General features: G+C 65.0%; 10 protein-coding genes, 1 tRNA gene and 3 rRNA genes. 7 read left to right on the top strand and 7 right to left on the bottom strand.

Features of this window, described 5'->3' with window-relative positions:
• Positions 1-142: 142 nt before the first annotated feature.
• The 3 genes from FHX50_RS09865 to FHX50_RS09855 all read left to right on the top strand — a co-directional run bounded on the left by FHX50_RS09865 (position 143) and on the right by FHX50_RS09855 (position 3,998).
• Entirely contained in the window at positions 143-2,332 is a 2,190-nt protein-coding gene (locus FHX50_RS09865) for a PTS sugar transporter subunit IIA (RefSeq protein WP_183376809.1), read from the top strand.
• A 152-nt stretch (positions 2,333-2,484) separates the two neighbouring features.
• Positions 2,485-3,639 (top strand): mannitol-1-phosphate 5-dehydrogenase, encoded by a 1,155-nt coding sequence (locus FHX50_RS09860; RefSeq protein ID WP_183376808.1) that lies wholly within the window; start codon positions 2,485-2,487, stop codon positions 3,637-3,639.
• A gap of 86 nt (positions 3,640-3,725) precedes the next feature.
• Positions 3,726-3,998, top strand: a complete 273-nt coding sequence (locus FHX50_RS09855) for an HPr family phosphocarrier protein (RefSeq protein ID WP_183376807.1) — start codon at positions 3,726-3,728, stop codon at positions 3,996-3,998.
• Positions 3,999-4,327: 329 nt separating this feature from the next.
• Here the strand turns inward: FHX50_RS09855 and ptsP are convergent, their stop codons facing one another.
• Positions 4,328-6,046 (bottom strand): phosphoenolpyruvate--protein phosphotransferase, encoded by a 1,719-nt coding sequence (gene ptsP, locus FHX50_RS09850; protein ID WP_183377035.1) that lies wholly within the window; start codon positions 6,044-6,046, stop codon positions 4,328-4,330.
• Positions 6,047-6,309: 263 nt separating this feature from the next.
• Here ptsP and FHX50_RS09845 point away from each other — a divergent pair, with 263 nt between their 5' ends.
• Positions 6,310-7,899, top strand: coding sequence for a DUF1846 domain-containing protein (locus FHX50_RS09845; RefSeq protein ID WP_183377034.1), 1,590 nt, complete (start codon positions 6,310-6,312; stop codon positions 7,897-7,899).
• A gap of 355 nt (positions 7,900-8,254) precedes the next feature.
• Here the strand turns inward: FHX50_RS09845 and FHX50_RS09840 are convergent, their stop codons facing one another.
• Complete coding sequence (locus FHX50_RS09840) at positions 8,255-9,226, bottom strand: L,D-transpeptidase family protein (protein WP_221187326.1); 972 nt, start codon at positions 9,224-9,226, stop codon at positions 8,255-8,257.
• A gap of 454 nt (positions 9,227-9,680) precedes the next feature.
• Here FHX50_RS09840 and FHX50_RS09835 point away from each other — a divergent pair, with 454 nt between their 5' ends.
• Entirely contained in the window at positions 9,681-10,109 is a 429-nt protein-coding gene (locus tag FHX50_RS09835; protein ID WP_183377033.1) for a hypothetical protein, read from the top strand.
• Between the two features lie 243 nt (positions 10,110-10,352).
• On the top strand, positions 10,353-10,751 hold the full coding sequence (locus FHX50_RS09830) for a hypothetical protein (RefSeq protein ID WP_183377032.1): 399 nt from the start codon (positions 10,353-10,355) through the stop codon (positions 10,749-10,751).
• Between the two features lie 79 nt (positions 10,752-10,830).
• Here FHX50_RS09830 and FHX50_RS09825 read toward each other — a convergent pair whose 3' ends face one another.
• The 5 genes from FHX50_RS09825 to FHX50_RS09805 form a co-directional block, all read right to left on the bottom strand.
• Positions 10,831-11,094 carry a hypothetical protein gene (locus FHX50_RS09825; protein ID WP_183377031.1) on the bottom strand — a complete coding sequence of 88 codons (264 nt, stop codon included), beginning with the start codon at positions 11,092-11,094 and terminating at the stop codon, positions 10,831-10,833.
• Between the two features lie 284 nt (positions 11,095-11,378).
• Positions 11,379-11,496 (bottom strand): 5S ribosomal RNA (gene rrf, locus FHX50_RS09820).
• A gap of 200 nt (positions 11,497-11,696) precedes the next feature.
• Positions 11,697-14,771, bottom strand: a 23S ribosomal RNA gene (locus FHX50_RS09815).
• 381 nt (positions 14,772-15,152) lie between these two features.
• Positions 15,153-16,678: ribosomal RNA gene (locus FHX50_RS09810) — 16S ribosomal RNA — on the bottom strand.
• Together the 16S, 23S and 5S rRNA genes form the textbook arrangement of a ribosomal RNA operon.
• Positions 16,679-17,703: 1,025 nt before the next feature.
• Positions 17,704-17,791 (bottom strand) — tRNA-Ser (locus FHX50_RS09805).
• A gap of 98 nt (positions 17,792-17,889) precedes the next feature.
• On the opposite strand from FHX50_RS09805, the gene FHX50_RS09800 reads away from it, so the two are divergent.
• Positions 17,890-20,184 carry a S9 family peptidase gene (locus tag FHX50_RS09800; protein ID WP_183377030.1) on the top strand — a complete coding sequence of 765 codons (2,295 nt, stop codon included), beginning with the start codon at positions 17,890-17,892 and terminating at the stop codon, positions 20,182-20,184.
• The last annotated feature ends 66 nt before the right edge of the window (positions 20,185-20,250 follow it).

Genomic DNA, 20,250 nt, shown 5'->3' with positions numbered 1-20,250 from the left:
CGTCTCCACGGCGTTCCGGTACGTCATGTACGGGCGGGTCGTGTTCCCGAAGCGCTGACCCGCTCCGGCGGGACCCGCGGCCCCCGGAGAGGGGCCGCCCGGCGCGTAGACTGAGCCGCACCCCCACAGAAACGGAGTCGTCATGACTGCCACTGACGAGACCACGTCCCCATCCTTCTCCCCACGCGTGGCGATCCAGAAGATCGGCACCAGCCTGTCCACCATGGTGATGCCGAACCTGCCGGCTCTGATCGCATGGGGCATCATCACCGCGCTGTTCATGCCGGCCGGATACCTGCCGCACGAGGGCCTCGCGGGCCTGATCGGCCCCATGATCCACTACCTGCTGCCGCTGATGATCGCGAACACCGGCGGCCGCATGGTGTACGGCGAGCGCGGCGGCGTGGTCGCCGTCATCGCCACCATGGGCGTCATCACCGGCTCCGACTACCTGATCGACCAGATCAACGCCGCCGACCCGGGCGGTGAGCCGCTCGGGCAGATCCACATGTTCATCGGCGCGATGATGATGGCGCCGCTGGCGGCGTGGGTGATGAAGAAGCTGGACCGCCTGTGGGAGGAGCGGATCCCGGCGGGCTTCGAAATGCTGGTGAACCTGTTCAGCGCCGGCATCGTCGGCTTCCTGCTGGCCCTCGCGGGCTTCTTCGGCCTCGCCCCGATCGTCAACTGGCTGATGGCGCTGCTGTCCGACGGCGTCGCCTGGCTGATCAATGCGGGCCTGCTGCCGCTGGTGTCGATCCTGATCGAACCGGCGAAGATCTTCTTCCTCAACAACGCCATCAACCACGGTGTGCTGACGCCGCTGGGCACCGGTGAGTCGTCGCAGACCGGCAAGTCGATCCTGTTCCTGCTGGAGGCGAACCCCGGTCCGGGCCTCGGCATCCTGCTGGCGTTCACGTTCTTCGGGGCGCGCGCCGCGAAGGCCTCCGCACCGGGCGCCGCCGTGATCCACTTCCTCGGCGGTGTGCACGAGATCTACTTCCCGTACGTGCTGATGCGCCCGCAGCTGATCCTCGCGGTCATCGCCGGCGGCATGTCCGGTGTGCTGGTGAACGTCATGCTCGGCACGGGCCTGGTGGCGCCGGCGGCGCCCGGGTCGGTGCTGGCGATCATGGCGCAGTCCGCGCGCGGCGACCACGTGAAGATCCTGCTGTCGATCCTGGTGGCGACCGCGGTGTCGTTCGCGATCGCGTCGCTGCTGCTGAAGCTGTCGCGCCGCACCGATGACGACCTCGCCGGCGCGACCGCGAAGATGGAGTCGATGAAGGGGAAGAAGTCGTCGGTCGCCGGTGCGCTCACGGGGGCCGACGGGTCCACCGCTGCCGCCGGTGCCGCCGGCGCGGCCGGGGCCGGCGCTGCAGGCGGTCGCGGCATCGCCGAGTCCGATCAGGAGCTGCGTGCGATCGCCGCCGACCACCCGGACGACATCCGCCGCATCGTGTTCGCGTGCGACGCCGGCATGGGCTCCTCCGCCATGGGCGCGTCGGTGCTGCGCAAGAAGGTCCGCGCCGCCGGGTTCAAGGACGTGGAGGTGGTCAACCGCGCCATCTCGAACCTGACCGACGAATGGGACCTCGTGGTCACGCACCGCGACCTCGCTCAGCGCGCCTACGCTCCCACCGCGGGCGCGATCCACGTGGCGGTGGACAACTTCATGAACTCCCCGCGCTACGAAGAGATCGTGGACCTGCTGAAGCGCCGGGAGGCCGGCGAGGCCGACCCGGAACCCGTCGGCCCCGCACCCGCCGACGCGCCCGCCGCCGCACCCGCAGAGGCATCTGCCGCGCCCGCCGCGGAGCAGGCCGCCCCGGCCGACGGATCCACAGCGGTTGGCGAAGTCGACCAGAGCGCCGATGCCGCGGGCAGCACCGAGGAGAGCGCCGGCGAGCCGATCATGGCGGCGCGCTCCATCACCCTGCACGGCACCGCCACCACCGCCGAAGAGGCGATCACCGAATCGGGCCGCCTGCTGGTGGAGGCCGGCGCGGTCGACCCCGACTACGTCGACGCCATGCACGAGCGGGAGAAGTCCGTGTCCACGTTCATGGGCAACGGCCTGGCGATCCCGCACGGCACCAACGAGGCGAAGAAGTCCATCCGCCGCTCCGCGATGAGCCTGATCCGCTACGACCAGCCCGTCGACTGGAACGGCCAGGAGGTCGAGTTTGCGGTCGCGATCGCCGGCCAAGGCGATGAGCACCTGACCCTGTTGCAGAACGTGGCGATGGTGTTCAGCGACCCGGCCCAGGTGGAGCGCCTGCGCACCGCCGAGACCGAGGAGGAGATCCTCGCGATCTTCGGGACCGACTGAGCCGTCGGCGCAGCCGGCACCGATGGGCGGGCGCGGACCGGGACCTGAGCCTGAGTCGGCGCCCGCCCATCCCCCATACACTGGACGTGGCGCCCGTAGGGCCGCCGCGCGAGAGACGACGCGCCCCGCGACGGGGCGGGATTGAGGCAGACATGAAGAGAACCGTCCACTTCGGAGCGGGCAACATCGGCCGCGGATTCGTGGGGCTGCTGCTGCACCAGGCCGGGTACCACGTCGTCTTCGCCGACGTCGCCGACGCCCTCATCGACTCCCTCAACGAACACCCCAGCTACACCGTCCGCACCGTCGGCACCGGCTCCGGCGAGTTCACGGTCGACGGCTACAGCGCCGTCAACTCCGCGAAGGACCCCGAGAAGCTCACCGAGGAGATCGCCGGCGCCGAGATCATCACCACCGCGGTCGGCGCCCCGATCCTGAAGTTCGTCGCGCCCGCGATCGCCGCCGGCATCGCCGCCCGGCCCGCCGGCTCCCCCCGCGTCGCCGTCATGGCCTGTGAGAACGCCATCAACGCCACCGACATCCTCGAGACGGAGGTCCGGAAGAACTACGCGGGCGACGACCTCGACGAACGCGCCTTCTTCGCCAACACCGCCGTGGACCGCATCGTCCCGAACCAGCCGGAGGGCTCCGGCCTCGACGTCACGGTCGAGGTGTTCCACGAATGGGCGGTGGAGCGCGGCCCGTTCGGCGGCGACGTCCCCGACATCCCCGGCATCACCTGGGTGGACGACCTCGAACCGTACATCGAGCGCAAGCTGTTCACCGTCAACACGGGCCATGCCTGCACCGCGTGGTACGGCTGGAGCGAAGGCTACAGCGTCATCTCCGACGCCATCGCCGACCGCGCCGTCAGCGCCCACGTGCTGTCCGTGCTGAACGAGACCGCGGCGCTGCTGGTCGCCAAGCACGGCTTCGCGATCGAAACGCAGCAGGCGTACATCGAGAAGATCCTGGACCGCTTTGCGAACCCGCACCTGGAGGACTCCTCGGAGCGCGTCGGCCGCTCCCCGATGCGCAAGCTCAGCCGCCACGACCGCATCATCGGCCCGGCGGCGGAGCTCGCGGAGCGCGGCTTCGACCACGGCAGCCTGCTGGACGCATTCCGTGCAGCGCTGCGCTTCACCCCCGATTCGGGTGACGCAGAGGTGCAGCAGCTGCAGGATCTGCTGAACAGCGGCCGGGAAGCCGGTGATCTCGTCCAGGAGATCACCGGGGTTGAGCCGGGGCACCCGCTGTTCGCGTCGCTGGAGCGGATCGTGGCGGAGGAGCAGGACCGCCGCGCCTGAATCGAGGTTCGCGCTCAGCGTCCCCAGACCGTTGCCCGATAGAATCAGGGCACTGATCTTCAACACAGGAAAGAGGGAGAACTCCCATGGCAGAACGTACCGTGAAAGTCGCGTCCGCGTCGGGCCTGCATGCGCGCCCGGCAGCGATCTTCTCGAAGGCCGCCGGCGAGCAGCCCGCCAAGGTCACCATTGAGAAGGCCGGCGGCTCCGCCATCGACGCCTCCTCGATCCTCATGCTCATGACCCTCGGCGCCGGCCACGGCGACGAGGTGACCCTCCGCGCTGAGGGCGACGGCGCCGAGGAATCGGTCAACGCCCTCGCCGAGCTGCTCGAGAAGGACCTCGACGCCGAAGGCTGAGCCTCCCCGGATGCGCTGTGGGTCTCCCCGGGTGAAATACGCGTGTCTGCCCTGATGCACTGTGCGTGTGCTGACTCGGCGCATCACCCACGCCCCGGCGTCCAGACGCATCATCCTTGACTGCGCCCCGTTGCTCTCGCCGAGCAGCGGGGCGCTGTCATGCCTCCGCAGCGATCCGAACACGCACCCCTCGCACAGCTATCCCAAACTTGCGGCGAATCATCCACCCAAAAGCGGCTCCAGCGGTGGATCATTCACCGGAAGTTCCGGGACGGGGACGAGCCGGGACGGGGACGAGCCGGGCCTGGAACGACCTGGCCGAGACCCCCTCAGAGCCCCAGCTGATCCAGCACCGGCAGCTTCGCGCGCACCGCGGCCTTCGCGTCAGCCGCCGTCGGCGAGGACACGGCCGTGAGCGCCAGCTCGCGCGCCTCCTCCATCGTCACCTCGGACAGCACGCGCGCCACCGCGGGCAGCAGACGCGGCGTCATCGACAGGGAGTTCACGCCCAGGCCCACGAGCACCACCGCGAGCGCCGGGTCGCCGGCGGATTCGCCGCACACACCCACGGGCTTGTTGACATCCGCGCCCACAGCATCGGGGTCACCACCGGCGCGGCGGGCACCGGTCGCGGTCGCGCCCACGAGGGCGAGGACCGCGGGCTGCCACGGGTCGTTGAGCTTCGCGAGGGCGCCGAGCATACGGTCAGCAGCCATCGTGTACTGGGTGAGGTCGTTGGTGCCGATGGACGCGAAGTCGCAGGCGGCGAGGAGATGGTCGGAGGTGAGGGCGGCGCTGGGCGTCTCCACCATGATCCCGGCCTTCTCGATGCCGGCGGCACGGGCCATCTGCATGAAGTCCTCGGTGTCCTCGAGGGTGGAGATCATCGGCGCCATCACCCACGGTTCGGCGCTGGTGGTCTCGGTGGCGCGCTTGATGGCCTCCAGCTGGTTCTCCAGCACGGACCGCTTCTCCCAGGAGGTGCGGTAGGCGCGGATGCCGAGCGCGGGGTTCGGCTCGTCCTCGTCGGTGAGGAACGGCAGCGGCTTGTCGGCACCGGCGTCGATGGTGCGGATGGTGACCTTCTTGCCGTCGAAGTGGCGCAGCACCGCGGCGTACGCCTCGGTCTGCTCCTCCACGGTGGGTTCGTCGTCGCGGTCGAGGAACAGGAATTCGGTGCGGAACAGGCCCACGCCGTCGGCGTTCGCCTCCGCAGCGGCGGCAGCGTCGGCGGCGCCTCCGATGTTGGCGAGCAGCGGGATGCGCACGCCGTCCTTGAGGACTGCGCCGCCGCCGTCGTAGGTGAGGGGGTTGGCCTGGAGGTCGGCCCAGGCGGCGGCGAGGTCGCGTTCGCGGTCGGTGACGTGATCGGTGATGATGCCGGTGCCGCCGTCGACGAACACTTCGGTGCCGCTGGTCAGCTGGTCCACGCCCTTCGCTGCGACCACGGCGGGCAGGCCGAGCTGGCGGGCGAGGATGGCGGTGTGGGACTGGGGGCCGCCGTCGGAGGTGATGAGGGCGGTGACCACCGCGGGGTCGAGGGTGGCGGTGTCGGCGGGGGCGAGGTCCACAGCGGCGAGCACGAACGGGGTGTCGCAGTCGGGGATGCCGGGTGCCTGTTCGCCGCGCAGTTCGGCGACGATGCGGGCGCGGACGTCCTTAACGTCGGCGGCGCGCTCGGCCATGTAGCCGCCGAGGCCTTCGAGCATGTCCGCGACCTGGTCGCCGGCCTCCCACACGGCGCGTTCGGCGGTGCGGCGCTCGCTGCGGATGAGGCCCTCGGCGGTGGTGGTGAGGGTGGGGTCCGCGGCCATCTGTGCGGTGGCTTCGAGGACTCCCTTGGCGTCCCCGGTGGCGCGGGAGGCGCGCTCTTCGAGGACGGTGCGGACCGCTGCGGCGGCCGACGGGATCCGGGCGATCTCCGCCTCGAGGTCGGCGCCGTCGGCGAGGCGCTCGTCAGCGTTGGGCGCGGCGATCGGCGCGGCCATCACCTTGACAACATCGACCACGCGGCCGGGGCTGACAGCTGCTCCACGGAATTCGGTCACGGTCCACCTCTTGGGTCTCGGGTCGGTGAGGACCGCCCCATCCTATGGGCGGACTCTGGGGGAATCTGTGGCGAACGTCCCGCGCTGCGGCGCCCGGCGCGGGCCCGAGCGGGGCCGAGCGGGGCCGACGGGTTCCCGCGTTCCAGGGGCTGCGGCCTGTATCGTTGTGCGAGGCACCTTCGACACGTCGGAGTTCTCGTCCTCCGCCCGAGCGGGCCCGGTACCCGCCGGGATGACCGTCCTCGAGAGAAGGATTCCGCGCCATGACCACTGCTTCGCAGCATTCCCCCGCCTCGTCCGGCCCCCTGCCGCCGGCCGACGCTCCGCAGGCCGACGCTCCGCAGGCCCTGCAGGCCCCAAGCGGGCACCGGGTCGGCTTCGACCGAGAGAAGTACATTGCGATGCAGTCCGAGCACATCGCGCATCGCCGCGCTGAGATCGGCGGCAAGCTGTACCTGGAGATGGGCGGCAAGCTGTTCGACGACATGCACGCCTCCCGCGTGCTGCCCGGCTTCACCCCGGACAACAAGATCGTGATGCTGGAGGAGCTGCGGGACGAGATCGAGATCCTCATCGCGATCAACGCGAAGGACTTGGAGCGCAATAAGATCCGCGCCGATCTCGGCATCTCCTACGAGGAGGAGTCCCTGCGCCTGGTGGACGTGTTCCGTGAGCGCGGGTTCCTCGTGCAGAACATCGTGCTCACGCAGATGGAGGACGGCAACCAGGCGGCGCGGGCGTTCAAGCGGCGCCTGGAGCGCCTGGGCCTGAGCGTGGCGCGGCACCGCACCATCGAGGGCTACCCGGCGGACACGGAGACTGTGGTCTCGGAGAAGGGGCTGGGCCGCAACGACTGGGTGCGCACGTCCCGCGACGTCATCGTGGTGACCGCTCCCGGCCCCGGGTCGGGCAAGCTCGCCACCTGTCTCTCGCAGATCTACCACGACAACCGCAACGGCATCCCCGCGGGCTATGCGAAGTTCGAGACGTTCCCGATCTGGAACCTGCCGCTGGACCACCCGGTGAACCTGGCGTACGAGGCAGCGACCGCGGACCTCGACGACGTCAACATGATCGACCCGTTCCACCTCGCCGCCTACGACGAGCTCGCGGTGAACTACAACCGCGACGTGGAAGTGTTCCCGCTGCTGAAGGTGCTGCTGGAGCAGATGCTCGGCTCCTCCCCGTACCAGTCCCCTACGGACATGGGGGTGAACATGGTCGGCTCCTGCATCAGTGATGACGAGGTGTGCCGGGAGGCGGGCCGCCAGGAGGTGATCCGCCGGTTCTTCAAGGCCCTGGTGGCGGAGCGCCGCGCGGAGGAGGACTCGGATGAGTCGGACAAGATCGCGATCATCATGCGCAAGGTGGGGGTGTCGCGCACGGACCGGCCGGTGGTGCAGCCGGCGCTGGATGTGGCGCGGCGGACGAAGGGGCCCGCGTCGGCGATCCAGTTGGCGGACGGCACGATCATCACCGGCAAGACCACCGAACTGCTCGGCTCCAGCGCCGCGATGCTACTGAATGCGCTGAAGCATCTGGCGGGGATTGAGAAGAAGGCGCTGCTGCTGCACCCGGATGCGATCCGCCCGATCCAGTCGCTGAAGGTGGACCACCTCGGTTCCCGCAATCCGCGCCTGCACACCGACGAGGTGCTGATCGCGCTGTCGAGCTCGGCGTCCACGGATGAGCGGGCGCGCCGGGCCCTGGAGCAGCTGCGGTCCCTGCGCGGCTGCGATGTGCACACCACCACGATCCTCGGAACGGTCGATGAGGGCATCTTCCGCTCCCTCGGCATTGAGGTGACGAGCGAACCGGAGTACCAGGTGCGGCGGATGTTCCAGAAGCGCTGAGTGGCGTTTCCGGGGCCAACGGGTTCTGCGCTTCTGCCCGTCCTGGTTGCCGCGCCATCAACCAGCGCCGCCCCGGAAAGCACGCACGTTCCTGCACCCCACCGGGCCGCACTCTCCTCGCTCCGAGCCGCCTGCTGCGCCCCTCATTCGCCAGCCGCATCCCCATCCGCCAGCGGCACCCCTTCCCGCCGGCGGCACCCCATCCGCCGCCCCGCGCTTTCCGACCGCCGCGCACAGCGAAGGCGCAGACCACGGTGGAGCAGTCTGCGCCTTCGGGGGCGGCATCCGTCGGCCGGGAGGGCAGCCGACGGGTCCCGGGAGTCTCACCGCTCAGCGGCGCCCGAGGCTTGGTGCCTCAGCGAACGACGACCACGCGGCCGTTCACGAACCAGCTGCGCGCCCAGAGCATGTCGGCGGCTGCAGTGCTGATGCGGGAGCAGCCGTGCGATGCCGGGTAGGGCGGGATGCTGTTGGATCCGTGGATCGCCCAGCCGCGGTCGTAGTACGCGGGGCGGTACATGTTGCCGAGCGGGCCTGTCTGCCAGCCCTTGGTGTGGCGGCGGTAGATGCGGAACTTTCCGCGAGGCGTGGTGGCGCGCTTCCAGCGGCCGCCGGAGTAGTATCGCTCGCCGCTGCCGGTCGAGGTGTTGAGGGTGAACTTCAGGACGCCGCCGGAGATGCAGTACAGCAGCTGCTTGCCGAGGTCGACCTCGAAGGCAGTGCCGGACGTGACGGTGGGGCGGGGCTTCACGCCTCGGTCGAGAGCGGCCCAGGTCTTGGCGCCGACGACGCCGTCCGGCTTGAGGCCGGCGGCTTTCTGCAGCGCGTAGACGGCCTGAAGGGTGGTTCCGCCGAACTTGCCGTCCGCGCTGCCGGCCCAGTAGGTGGTGGCATTGAGTCGGGACTGCAGCTGCTTCACAGCGGCACCGCTGGAGCCCTTGCGGAGGGTGGGGCGGTTGCCGCCGGGAGCGGGCTCGGTGGTCGCAGCATCGAGGGCGGCCCATGTCTTCGCGCCGACGACACCGTCGGCTGCGAGGCGCTTGGACTTCTGGAAGGCGATGACGCCGGAACGGGTGGCCTTCCCGAACACGCCGTCGGCGGCGCCGCGCCAGCTGGTGACCTGGCGCAGGCGGTTCTGCAGGTCTTTGACCGCAGCGCCGCGGCTGCCGAGGCGCAGTGTGGGTCGTGCGGCGATCGCTGGGACTGTGAAGGCGGTGAGAGCGGCGGCTGTGCCGACTGCGCCGGCTCCGGCGATGAGGCCGCGGCGGCCGATGCGAGTAGTGGTGTCTGCGGCGACGGATGCGCCGGCTGTGCGTTCGGTATGCATTGTGGTCCCCCATAGTGCAATGCCCGATGGGTATCCCCGTGCTGTGTGGGGTGTTCCGTCTGGGCGGTGGCCGTCGGCGCTTTGCCGACGATGCGGTCGCGAAACAGTTGCCAATGAACAGCAATCGCTTCGTCAAGACCTAGTAAAGCCCCGAGTGTCCTCATAGCGCAAGTCTGGCGACATGGGTACCCGTCCCCACTTCTTTCACTGGTGGAAACCTGGGGCTCAGCGCGGGCGTGGGCGCAGTACAGGTCCCAGGTGTCGGCTGGGCGGACGACGGGCCGCCAGGGCTGCTCGCGAAATGCGATGACTGCTGAACTGGTGTGCAGCAGGCGGCCCGTTCCCCGGGGCCGAGGTTCGGCCATGATGAGAGTTCACGTGAGAAGGCTTGTGGCTGCGATTGTGCTTGTCTCGCATGCGGTGCTCGGCCGCGGTTTCAGGTACCGGCTGCTGCGTGACGAAGGCCGAGAACGCCGGGGAACCCATGGCCACCCGGACCGCCTGGCGGCTCTGCCAGGCCAACGGGTGGCACTCAGCGTTCGGGACCAAGCGAGGCAAGAACGGTCGCCGGCCCGGCCCGCCCGTGCACGATGACCGTGTCAAGCGCCAGTTCACCGCCCAAGGACTGAACCAGCTCTGGCTGACCGACACCACCGAGCGCCCCACGGGCGAGGGCAAGCTCTACCTCTGCGCCAACAAACACCTCTACCCCGGGCGGATCGTGGGGTACTCCATGGCCGGGTGCGTGGTGCACCCCAACCGCGGCTCGCAGTTCCGCTCGAACTTGTTCCAAGACGCCCTCAGCCGGCAGGACCGGCTGGGTCGGTTGCCCCCGGTCGAGTACGAGATGCTCGTGGCCCCCACGACCGCACACGCGGCGTGAGACACACTCTCACCTATCCATGCACCAGCCCCCGACCAGGAACCTGGAGAGGACTTTGCCGCCGGCTACCAGATGCTTCAAGGGATCTGGGAGGCCACCGCACCTCATGCAGACTTGGCTCCGCACCGAGCGGCATACCGCTTCGTCTCGCAGGTCTACCCTTCGATTCAGCCTTCTCGAGGTAGTGACGACCTTCTGTGGGCCCGACTGGGCACCAAAACTGTTGGACTTGTCCACGAACACATGAGCGACGTTGCCGTGACACGCGCACACGAGGTCATCGCGACCGATGCCGACACCGCAGCGAAGCTCCTCGAGGAAAGAATCGACGACGAAGTCGAGAACGCCAACGGCACGACCGCCGAGGAAATCGTCGACTCGATCGCCGAACGCTTGAAGAAGCGCACGACCAAGTCCGGCAATGGCACCGATGATCACCCTGTATTTAGGTCACTGGCCGAACGACTCGACCGGCTACGTCAACGCACCATTGCCACTTCCGAGCAGTCGATCGAGTGGCTGCCCGCAACCTTTGACCCGGTTCGAGATGTGACTGCTGTGGAGACGCTGGCCATCCGGTCGTCAGAGGGCTGCAGGGCACCGGCGCCCAGCTGCCGAAGCCCGTTGAAGGCTGCGTGCTAGCGCACCCCGGCAGGCAGATCCTCTCGGGCGGAGGTGTTGTCCCAGATGAGCGCGCTGTAGATCCGCTCTGCTGGAGCGGTCACTTCCTGCCGGCCTGCAGGGAGCGCACCACCCCGATGATGGCAGCAATCAGGAGCACCGCACCGGCGGCGCTGGCGCCGTGGCGCACCGCGGTGGCCCCGTCAGCGCCGAGAACGAACTGCTCAATGATCCACACACCGAGGCCGAGGAACACGGCGATCAGCGTCGCTGTACCGATGAGTGAGGCGATCGAGGTGGACGAGGTCTTCGTGGTGGGTGTGGTGGTGTGGTTATCGGGTGAGGGGGACGGGGTGTGTGCCATGGGAAGCTCCGGAGATTGCGGTGGCAGAGACGCTGACAATTTAGAGGAGCAGGTGTGTCCCGTGTCAAGTTGTTGGCAGGAATATTGGGCCAGCAAAGTTGGCGGTGTCGGGGCTGGCGTGCCCGAGCTGGACGTCCAGGGGTCGGTTCCAGCGGATGGCCGCCGGGGCCAGTCCTTCACACACACAGCAACAAGCAGCGTCAATGAACCTGTGCCGCGAAAAAACGATTAAATGCGTGTGGGCCCCAACCACAAGGCTGGAGCCCACACCACACAAGAAAAGAGTCCGGCAGCGACCTACTCTCCCACACCCTCCCGAGTGCAGTACCATCGGCGCAGTTGGGCTTAGCTACCGGGTTCGGAAAGGTAACCGGGCGTTTCCCCAACGCTATGACCACCGGAACAACCACACAAGGACCGTTCCACACCACACCCACCGGGTGCGGGGATCAGACACTATACAAACAATACAACCCCACCACCAACACCACCCACAAAAAGGGCACTGCCGGCAGCCACAAGGGGTGCGGTCAATCAACCGCCTAGTGGACGCGAACACACAAGCAAACACACCAACCAACAGCCAGTGCTTTATGCGTATTTTGATAAAGTCATCGACCAATTAGTACCAGTCAGCTCCACACGTTACCGCGCTTCCACATCTGGCCTATCAACCCAATCATCTCTTGGGGGTCTCACACACCCAAAGGTGCACGGATATCTCATCTCGAAGCAGGCTTCCCGCTTAGATGCTTTCAGCGGTTATCCCTTCCCAACGTAGCCAACCAGCCATGCCCTTGGCAGAACAACTGGCACACCAGAGGTCAGTCCATCCCGGTCCTCTCGTACTAGGGACAGGCCTTCTCAAATATCCAACGCGCGCAGCGGATAGGGACCGAACTGTCTCACGACGTTCTAAACCCAGCTCGCGTACCGCTTTAATAGGCGAACAGCCTAACCCTTGGGACCAACTCCAGCCCCAGGATGCGACGAGCCGACATCGAGGTGCCAAACCATGCCGTCGATATGAGCTCTTGGGCAAGATCAGCCTGTTATCCCCGGGGTACCTTTTATCCGTTGAGCGACACCCATTCCACAATGAGGTGCCGGGTCACTAGTTCCAGCTTTCGCTCCTGCCCGACATGTCTGTCTCGCAGTCAAGCTCCCTTGTGCACTTACACTCAACACCTGATGACCGACCAGGCTGAGGGAACCTTTGAGCGCCTCCGTTACTCTTTAGGAGGCAACCGCCCCAGTTAAACTACCCATCAGGCACTGTCCCTGAACCAGATCATGGCTCGAGGTTAGATATCCAAAACGACCAGAGTGGTATTTCAACAACGACTCCACCAACACTAGCGTGCCAGCTTCCCAGTCTCCCACCTATCCTACACAAGCCGCTCCGAACACCAATACCAAACTATAGTAAAGGTCCCGGGGTCTTTCCGTCCTGCTGCGCGTAACGAGCATCTTTACTCGTAATGCAATTTCGCCGAGTTCGCGGTTGAGACAGTGGAGAAGTCGTTACGCCATTCGTGCAGGTCGGAACTTACCCGACAAGGAATTTCGCTACCTTAGGATGGTTATAGTTACCACCGCCGTTTACTGGGGCTTAACTTCCCAGCTTCGCACCCGAAGGCGCTAACCAGTCCGCTTAACCTTCCAGCACCGGGCAGGCGTCAGTGAGTATACAGCGTCTTACGACTTCGCACTCACCTGTGTTTTTAGTAAACAGTCGCTTCTCCCTGGTCTCTGCGACCCTCCCAGCTCTCACTGGTCAGGTCCCCCTTCTCCCAAAGTTACGGGGGTATTTTGCCGAGTTCCTTAACCACGATTCTCTCGAACGCCTCGGTATTCTCTACCAGATCACCTGAGTCGGTTTAGGGTACGGGCGGCTGCGCTCGTGGCGCCGGGACTTTTCTCGGCAGTACAGGATCACCCAACTTCCCCACTAAAGGGTCACTATCACGTCTGACCTACACGCGCCCAACATTACTCGGGCACAGGCTGCACGCTTAGACGGGGACAACCATCGCCCCGCGGAAGCTACCTCACTGCGTCATCCCACACGCTCACCTACTCACCGATTGGACCCCAGCCTCACACCACACCAACACCCGAAGGTGAAGAGCAGCGCTCGGGTGGTTAGCATCACGACTTTCAGCATGGGTCCTCACACAACCGGTACGGGAATATCAACCCGTTATCCATCGACTACGCCTGTCGGCCTCGCCTTAGGACCCGACTAACCCAGGGCGGATAAACCTGGCCCTGGAACCCTTGATCATTCGGCGGACGGGATTCTCACCCGCCTAATCGCTACTCATGCCTGCATTCTCACTCGCACACCATCCACCACAAGGTCCCCCCGCAGCTTCACACAATGCACGACGCTCCCCTACCCACCCCACACACAGTGGAGTGACACAGCTTCGGCGGTGTACTTAAGCCCCGCTGAATTATCGGCGCGGAATCACTTGACCAGTGAGCTATTACGCACTCTTTCAAGGGTGGCTGCTTCTAAGCCAACCTCCTGGTTGTCTCAGCAACTCCACATCCTTTCCCACTTAGCACACGCTTAGGGGCCTTAGCTGATGTTCTGGGCTGTTTCCCTCTCGACTATGAAGCTTATCCCCCACAGTCTCACTGCTGCGCTCTCACGTCACCGGCATTCGGAGTTTGGCTAAGGTCAGTAACCCGGTGGGGCCCATCGCCTATCCAGTGCTCTACCTCCAGGACGAAACACGCAACGCTGCACCTAAATGCATTTCGGGGAGAACCAGCTATCACGAAGTTTGATTGGCCTTTCACCCCTATCCACAGGTCATCCCCTCCATTTTCAACTGAAGTGGGTTCGCGCCTCCACGCGGTCTTACCCGCGCTTCACACTGCCCATGGATAGATCACTTCGCTTCGGGTCTAGAGCCGGCAACTAAAGGCGCCCTATTCAGACTCGCTTTCGCTACGGCTACCCCACACAGGTTAACCTCGCTACCGACCACTAACTCGCAGGCTCATTCTTCAAAAGGCACGCCGTCACCCCACAAAAAAGGCTCCGACGGATTGTAAGCACACGGTTTCAGGCACTATTTCACTCCCCTCCCGGGGTACTTTTCACCTTTCCCTCACGGTACTTGTCCGCTATCGGTCACAAGAAAGTATTTAGGCTTACCAGGTGGTCCTGGCAGATTCACACCGGATTTCACGAGCCCGGTCCTACTCGGGACAATGCACCATCACCCAGCCATGCAGTTTCAGCTACGGGACTCACACCCACTACGGTTCCCCACTCACAAGGATTCACCTACCACACACTGACAGCGACGACCAGGCGGCAGCCCAATCCATGCACATCCCACAACCCCTGATCAGCAACCTCTGCCGAGTATCACACCAACCAGGTTTAGCCACATCCGCTTTCGCTCGCCACTACTCACGGAATCACAATTGTTTTCTCTTCCTACGGGTACTGAGATGTTTCACTTCCCCGCGTTCCCCCCATACCGCCTATACATTCAACGGCAGGTACCAGACCATAACGCCTGGCAGGTTTCCCCATTCGGACATCCCCGGCTCACAGGTCGGTTGTCACCTCCCCGGGGCTTAACGCAGACTCCCACGTCCTTCATCGGCTTCTTGTGCCCAGGCATCCACCGTGCGCCCTTGAAAACTTCAACAAAACACACATAAAAATGAACACACAGAGACAAAACAAAAACAAAGCTTCGTTTCGCAACAATCTGTAAATTGCTTACAAGATGCTCGCGTCCACTATGCAGTTGACAAACAACACCCCCACACCAAGGCCCCACCACCCACACAGGATGGCTCCTACCCCAGCAGGGAAGAAACGACACAAGCCGCCTCACACCCCAATAGTGTGCCTACCAAACCCCACCAGCCGAACCCAGACCCGTTCCAGCACCCCCGAAGAGACACGTACTAGAGCCAGCCCAACCAGCAGCAGCCTGTTGATTCATTGATGTTCCACCCAACGAGCAGCACCCGCAACACACTCGGTCACGACAGTGCCATAACGCTCGAAAGATACTCCTTAGAAAGGAGGTGATCCAGCCGCACCTTCCGGTACGGCTACCTTGTTACGACTTAGTCCCAATCACCGATCCCACCTTCGACAGCTCCCTCCCACAAGGGGTAAGGCCACTGGCTTCGGGTGTTACCGACTTTCGTGACTTGACGGGCGGTGTGTACAAGGCCCGGGAACGTATTCACCGCAGCATTGCTGATCTGCGATTACTAGCGACTCCGACTTCATGGGGTCGAGTTGCAGACCCCAATCCGAACTGAGACCGGCTTTTTGGGATTCGCTCCACCTCACAGTATCGCAACCCATTGTACCGACCATTGTAGCACGCGTGAAGCCCAAGACATAAGGGGCATGATGATTTGACGTCATCCCCACCTTCCTCCGAGTTGACCCCGGCAGTCTCCCATGAGTCCCCACCCGAAGTGCTGGCAACATGGAACGAGGGTTGCGCTCGTTGCGGGACTTAACCCAACATCTCACGACACGAGCTGACGACAACCATGCACCACCTGTGCACCAGTCCAAAGAAAACCACATCTCTGCAGCGATCCAGTGCATGTCAAGCCTTGGTAAGGTTCTTCGCGTTGCATCGAATTAATCCGCATGCTCCGCCGCTTGTGCGGGCCCCCGTCAATTCCTTTGAGTTTTAGCCTTGCGGCCGTACTCCCCAGGCGGGGCACTTAATGCGTTAGCTGCGGCGCGGAAAACGTGGAATGTTCCCCACACCTAGTGCCCAACGTTTACGGCATGGACTACCAGGGTATCTAATCCTGTTCGCTCCCCATGCTTTCGCTTCTCAGTGTCAGTAATGGCCCAGAGACCTGCCTTCGCCATCGGTGTTCCTCCTGATATCTGCGCATTTCACCGCTACACCAGGAATTCCAGTCTCCCCTACCACACTCTAGCCTGCCCGTACCCACCGCACGCCCAACGTTAAGCATTGGGTTTTCACGGCAGACGCGACAAGCCACCTACAAGCTCTTTACGCCCAATAATTCCGGACAACGCTTGCGCCCTACGTATTACCGCGGCTGCTGGCACGTAGTTAGCCGGCGCTTCTTCTGCAGGTACCGTCACCCAAAGGCTTCTTCCCTACTGAAAGAGGTTTACAACCCGAAGGCCGTCATCCCCCACGCGGCGTCGCTGCATCAGGCTTCCGCCCATTGTGCAATATTCCCCACTGCTGCCTCCCGTAGGAGTCTGGGCCGTGTCTCAGTCCCAGTGTGGCCGGTCGCCCTCTCAGGCCGGCTACCCGTCATCGCCTTGGTGAGCCATCACCTCACCAACAAACTGATAGGCCGCGAGCCCATCCTCCACCGATAAATCTTTCCAACCCACACCATGCGGTGCAGACAGAACATCCGGTATTAGCCCCGATTTCTCGAAGTTATCCCGAAGTGAAGGGCAGGTTACTCACGTGATACTCACCCGTTCGCCACTAATCCAACCCAGCAAGCTGGGCCTTCATCGTTCGACTTGCATGTGTTAAGCACGCCGCCAGCGTTCGTCCTGAGCCAGGATCAAACTCTCCATAAAAAAATTTGAAACCCGGCAGAAAACAAACAACCGACGCTGATAAAAATCAGCGTTCAATTGTCCGAAGAAATCAACTAGAAAATTGATCCTCTGCCAAAAAAAACTTTGGCATCAATAAACAGACACACTATTGAGATATCAAACAACTTGCGCACCCGAACCTCGCCCCCGATCACAATCGGCGGTCCGCTCCGGAGCAACCCCTCTAACCTACTCAGCTGACCAGACCCTGTCAAATCCCGGCACCGTGACCTCAGCCACACCGAACGACCGTCCCGGTCCACCTCTTCAGTTATCTCCCTGAGCAGCACCCGGAAGAAGTTCATCTCCCGTTCACCGCCCTGCGGGGCAACGAGATAAAACATTACGGCCCCCGAACCGGGGCGCGCAAGCCCAACCAGGTGTTTCGTGGTCCGTGTCATAAAACCGCTCTGTCCTGGGGTTCTGATCACTCCCTGAGACCTTCCCGAGAGCCTCCCGCCACTGCAGCACCGACCCCCAACAGTTCGGTGGTCCTTCCTCCTCCACCTCCCTGCTTGCACTCCGCTACCACTCTGCTTGGTCACCGGCAGCACCTATCGGTGCAGGCAGGATTGCACCACCTACGGGTGCGGGTACGGGAGGGGTCATCGAGCAGTTCAGGCAGGAATGGGGCATCGAGCGGCGCGGCTACGAGGGGCGCACCGACCGTCCCAAGCCGGGGGCATCGATCCTTCTGCGGATGTGGGAGATCCGGCGCTTGACGTCCCGAATAGAGCCATCAATCGTCGGCAAGCGCACGGCGCCACGTCCGAAACGTCGGCAAGCGCACGGCGGCACGTCCGTAAGGGCCCCGGAGAGGGGGCGGTCCACTGCCCGCCAGTGCCGCGGCGGTCACCTGGTACTCCGGTCGTCACTCTGACCGCTGCAGCCATCCGGTTCTGCGCCCGACCCCGGAAACGACAGAAGGACCCCGGCCGAACCGGGGTCCTTCTGCGTCGATCTCCTGCATGCCCTTGGGCGATGCTGCGGAGCCGAATCTTCGGCGGTAGCGGGGGGATTTGAACCCCCGGTGCGGGGTTGCCGCACACGACATTTCGAGTGTCGCACCTTCGGCCGCTCGGACACGCTACCGTCCGTACACGTTACCGGAGCCTGCAGTCGCCGCCAAGTCGATTCCAGTTCATGCGTTCGAGGTCACGCATCGCGTCCGCGCGGATAGGCTTCCCCGTATGACTGGAACCGAGACACCGCAGAACCCGTCGGCCGAGCGCACCATCCCGCCGATCCCCCACAAGCGTCCCATCATCCGCAGCCACCACGGCGACGACGTCGTCGACGACTTCGACTGGCTGCGCGACAAGGAGAACCCCGAGGTGATCGAGCACCTCACGGCGGAGAACGCCTACAGCGACACCGTAATGGCGCCGCTGAAGGACCTGCGCGGCGCCATCACGGAGGAGATCCGCTCCCATACGCAGGAGACCGACACCTCCGTCCCCTTCCGCGACGGCGACTTCTGGTACCTCACCCGCACCCGCGAAGGCGACGACTACCCCCGCTACTCCCGCATCCGCGCCACCGGTGACTACGCCGACGCCCCGCCCGTCATCGACGACACCAGCGACGCCCTCCTCGACGGCGAGGAGATCATCCTCGACGCACAGGCCCTCGCCGAAGGCGAAGAGTTCTTCTCCCTGGGCGGCATGACCGTCAACGACGCATCCAACCGCCTCGCCTACGCCGTCGACACCACCGGCGGTGAGGTGTACCGGCTGATCATCAAGGACCTCACCACCGGCGACATCATCGACGACGGCGTCACCGACATCGCCTACGGCCTCGCCTTCTCCACCGACGGCTCCCGCATCATCTACGCCACCAACAACGACGCGTGGCGGCAGTACCGCATCCACATGCACACGATCGGCGCCCCGCAGTCGGAGGACCGCCTCATCCTCGAAGAAGAGGACGAGAAGTTCATGATCGGCTTCAGCGAATCCCGCGACGGCACCATGCTCGTCGCCGAAGCCGCCTCCCGCACCACCAGCGAATGCTGGATCATGCCGCTGGACGACCCCGACGCCGAGCCGGTCACCGTCGGAGGCCGCACCCCCGGCCTCGAATACTCCGTGGAGTGGGCCGGCGACCACCTGCTCATCGTCCACAACGCCACCACCAGCGGATTCTCCGTGGCCGCATGCGCGGCAGACTCCGTCGGTCCCCGCAACAACCCCACCGACACCCCGGGCTGCTGGGCGGACGTCCTCGACGCCGCCAGCGGAGAGCGCATCGCCGCCGTGGACGCCTTCGCCTCCCACATCGCGGTCTCCATGCGGGCCGACGGGCGCCCCGCCGTCCGCATCATCCCCCGCGCCGAGCAGGCCGACGGGGGCAGGGAGGCCGACGGGGGCAGGGAGGCCGACGGGGGCAGCGCTTCCCTCGCCGACCGCTGGAACGCGCGACTCGCCTGGGACATCTCCCACGGCGGCGAGCTCGACGGCGTGGACCTCGTCCACAACAACCTGTTCGAGCAGACCACCGTGCGCTACGCCCTGCAGTCCATGCTCACCCCGCTCACCATCGCCGAGATCGACGCGACCGCTGGGCCCCAGCAGCAGCCCACCATCCTCAAGGTCAAGAACGTCCCCAACTTCGATGCCCGCCAGTACCGCGAGCACCGGCTCTGGGCCACCGCGCAGGACGGCACCGCCATCCCCATCTCCCTCGTGCACCGCGCCGAGGTGAAGCCCGACGGCGGCAACCCCGGCTTCCTCTACGGGTACGGGTCGTACGAGATCCCGTCCGATCCCTCCCTCGTGCCGAGCTGGCTGAGCATGCTGGACCGCGGAGTCGTGGTCGCCATCGCGCACATCCGCGGCGGCGGCGAGATGGGCCGCGACTGGTACGACAACGGCAAGATGCTGAAGAAGAAGAACACCTTCACCGACTTCGTGGACTGCGCCCAGTTCCTCGTGGACGAGGGCTGGTTCCACCCGGACCGCATCGCCGCTGAGGGCGGCTCCGCCGGCGGCCTGCTGATGGGCGCCGTCGCGAACCTGGCGCCGGAGAAGTTCCGCGCGATCCACGCCGCCGTCCCCTTCGTGGACGCACTCACCACCATCCTCGACCCGAGTCTGCCGCTGACCGTGGGCGAATGGGAGGAGTGGGGCAACCCGCTGGAGGACCCGGAGGTGTACCGATACATGAAGGGGTACTCCCCGACCGAGAACATCCGCGACGTCCAGTACCCCGCGATCCTCGCCACCACGAGCCTCAACGACATCCGCGTGTTCTTCGTGGAACCGGCGAAATGGGTGGCCCGCCTGCGCGAAGAGACCTCCAACTACAGCGGCCGCCCCGAGGAGGCAGCGCCGATCCCGGACCGTCCGATCCTGTTCAAGCTGGAGATGGTCGCCGGGCACGGCGGTCGTTCGGGACGCTACGCGAAGTGGGAGGAGCGCGCCGAGCAGCTCGCATTCCTGCTCGATCAGATCGACGCGACGCAGCTGCTGACGGCGGACTGACCGTCTGACGCCAGCGCCGGACCCGACCGGCGAAATCCCGGTGAATGATCCACCTCTGGAGCGCTC

The sequence above is a fragment of the Helcobacillus massiliensis genome, assembly GCF_014191425.1.
Taxonomy (GTDB): Bacteria; Actinomycetota; Actinomycetes; order Actinomycetales; family Dermabacteraceae; genus Helcobacillus; species Helcobacillus massiliensis.
Note: the sequence above shows the minus strand (reverse complement) of the source record. Positions and strands in the feature narration are given on the sequence as shown.